Annotated in this window: 3 protein-coding genes; 2 read left to right on the top strand and 1 reads right to left on the bottom strand. The window is 62.3% G+C overall.

The genetic code is table 11. The features are described 5' to 3' along the window. The first annotated feature begins 269 nt into the window (after positions 1-269). Together Q0A15_RS08170 and Q0A15_RS08165 are read left to right on the top strand one after the other, a co-directional pair. Complete coding sequence (locus tag Q0A15_RS08170; protein ID WP_291279034.1) at positions 270-1,010, top strand: hypothetical protein; 741 nt, start codon at positions 270-272, stop codon at positions 1,008-1,010. A gap of 309 nt (positions 1,011-1,319) precedes the next feature. Continuing rightward, positions 1,320-1,757, top strand: a complete 438-nt coding sequence (locus Q0A15_RS08165; RefSeq protein WP_291279033.1) for a DUF3021 domain-containing protein — start codon at positions 1,320-1,322, stop codon at positions 1,755-1,757. 211 nt (positions 1,758-1,968) lie between these two features. On the opposite strand, the gene Q0A15_RS08160 is transcribed toward Q0A15_RS08165, so the two are convergent. Continuing rightward, a complete protein-coding gene (locus Q0A15_RS08160) occupies positions 1,969-2,325 on the bottom strand; it encodes a DUF2200 domain-containing protein (RefSeq protein ID WP_291279032.1) in 357 nt (118 codons plus the stop codon). Positions 2,326-2,600: the final 275 nt, after the last annotated feature.

Genomic DNA, 2,600 nt, shown 5'->3' with positions numbered 1-2,600 from the left:
GCCGCCGCCCCTCTCCCCAGACTATCCGTCACCGCCACATCGGTTCGCACCGCCGCCGCCCCTCTCCCCAGACTTTCCGTCACTGCCGCATAGGTTCTCCAGGAGGTGGCGACGGAATGTCTGGGCAGTAAGCGTGCGACAGCACGAAGGTCCAGGTGAGTGTGATCAGGGGCTCCGCTGACGCGCCACCAAAGTGTCACCCTCCGCTGGCACGATGTTAATGAAGCAATTCATCACTTCGTTCACTCGCCCCGCCAGGAGACTTCCCCATGAGCACGCCCATTCCGCCGGCTTCCGATCGGCCGAACGAACGCCCAGCACTCGGTGACGCAATGCAGCCGGCAGCATTGGATGTACCGGACTCGGGCCAGCCGGACCCCACGATGGCCCCGCACCAACGCAAGGGTCTGAAGGCCGCCTTCAAATCCACGTGGAAGCCGTTGCTGCTCGGCTTCGGGATCGGAGCTGTGCTACTCGGTTCCGGCGCAGGAGTCGCTGGATACGTGTGGCATCAGAACGATGTCGAAGCGGACCGGGCCACTGCCAAGAAGTTCGCCGCAGAAAAAACAGAAGCTGTGAAAAGTGCACGAGACGAAGGTGTCACTCAGGGTACCCAAGACGGCTATGCACAGTACAAGCAGGAGGCAGAGCAGCAGGCCGCTGCTGCGAAGCAGGAAGCCGAGAAGCCCTATACGGATGCGAAGCTGGAATTGGAGATCGCCCAGACCATCTGCTTGGAAACCAAGGCGGACAAGAAGGGGGTCACGGTCACCGACCACTCGGTGACTTTCGAGTCCGCCGGGATCTCGAAGGGAGCCTCCATAGACGTGGTCGGATGCATGCTCGGCGGCATCGGCATGGACCAAGCTACGTTGGACAAGATCAACCAGACACGGGCCTTGGACGGTCGCCAAGAGGATACGTGGGGAGTCTGGGAGGCCTCTTGGGGTTACCACCCGGACGACGGGCTCAACCTAGTGGTCGAGATCCAGGACGCACCGGCCAACTGATCCAGCGCCCACGAACGAGCCAACGCCACGCATGACCAGTTTTTCACCAGAACCGCGCCGGTTCGGAGCGGTTCTCGTGAGCTGGCGGACGTTCCGGCCAGCGCAGGCTTTCCGTCGCCGCTGCATAGTCCGCCCAACGCTTGTTCGTCCCCCGGCGTTCCGTCACCGTCTCATAGAGCCGCCCAACGCCTTGATCGTCCCTAGGCTTTCCTTCGCCGCCGCATGGTCCACCCAACGCCTTGATCGTCCCTAGGCTTTCCGTCACGGCCTCGTAGATTCTCCACGGGGTGGTGACGGAATGTCTGGGCAGTGAGCGCGTGCGACCAGATTGCCGACTCGTGCGCGGCCACATATGTTGAAGACATGAGGATGCTCTGGAAGGTTCTTCTGGCGACCGCCATCCCGCTGGCGATCATGACAAGCATCGGGCTGTACCTGCTGAGCAATGGAGAGAGCTCTGACGGCCGAAGCGTGCTCTGTGTGGGCGTCATCGCCGCGTCGGTCAGCGGCTCCTCATTCATCTATCAGGTTGAGCGTTGGCCGCTGAAGCGCCAGTCCGTCATCCACCTGGGACTCATGCTGGTGACGGTGCTGCCCGCCCTGCTGCTGACAGGGTGGTACGACCTCGGCACGGCGGGCGGCTGGTGGGGCGCTGTTATCACCTTCGTGGCTTGGGGCATCGGGCTTTGGACCGTTCTATACCTGATCTTCACCTGGGTGAACCGACGCAAGGCGCGCCGAGGGTGATCACGTGAACGGTTCCCCCGGGCTTTCCGTCGCCGCCTCTTGGGTCCGCCCAGCCCCTAGTCCTCGCTGAGGCCTTCCGTCACCGCCTCTTGAGTCCGCCCGGCCCCCTCGTCCACGCTGAGGCTTTCCGTCGCCGCCGCATAGTTTCCCTAGGAGGCAGTGACGGAATGTCTGGGGCGGATCAAGGCGGACCGGGTCGCGTCGTGCCGGATCAGGCCGGGGAGCGCAGGATCTTCTCCATGGCCTTGCCGCGGGCCAATTCGTCGATGAGCTTGTCCATGTATCGCAGCTCCTTCATCAGGGGGTCCTCGATCTCCGCAAGCTTCACCCCACACACGGATCCGGTGATGAGGGACCGGTTGGGATTCAGGGCCGGCGCGGCGTCGAAGAAGTCCTGGAACGTGGTCTTCTCATCCAGAGCGGTGTGGAGCTGCTCTTGGCTGTACCCGGTCAGCCAGCGGATGATCTGGTCCACCTCCGCCTGAGTACGACCCTTCTTCTCCGCCTTGGTGATGTAGTGCGGGTACACCTCGGCTACTGGAATGGTGAAGACGCGGTGTCCTGCCATGTCGAAGCCTCCTTCTGGAACCGAACGGTCAATGAATACTCTCACGTGGCGCGCGGCTGACGAGATACCCGGGAGGGCTGGTGCCTCAACGGTGCGTGGATACGAAATTTCGACAGGTCAGAGTTGACCTGCGGCGAGCCTGTCAAGTTTTCTGTGTAAGCCCTCCTGATGTTTCCTGATTGTTGGGGTGGTTAGAGGTAGGGGTTGATGCGCTCGGGGTAGGCCACGGTGAGTTGGGCGAGGGCTTGTTTCCAGTTGGTGGTTACCGCGCCTTC

Origin of the sequence: Galactobacter sp. (assembly GCF_022712295.1) — a bacterium.
In the GTDB taxonomy this organism is placed as follows: domain Bacteria; phylum Actinomycetota; class Actinomycetes; order Actinomycetales; family Micrococcaceae; genus Galactobacter.
The sequence above is the reverse complement of the archived record's forward strand: the minus strand, read 5'-3'. Positions and strand labels throughout refer to the sequence as shown.

Coding starts and splice junctions, on each gene's coding strand:
- Q0A15_RS08170 (WP_291279034.1), top strand. CDS start 270: ATGAGCACGCCCATTCCGCCGGCTTCCGATCGGCCGAACGAACGCCCA.
- Q0A15_RS08160 (WP_291279032.1), bottom strand. CDS start 2,325: ATGGCAGGACACCGCGTCTTCACCATTCCAGTAGCCGAGGTGTACCCG.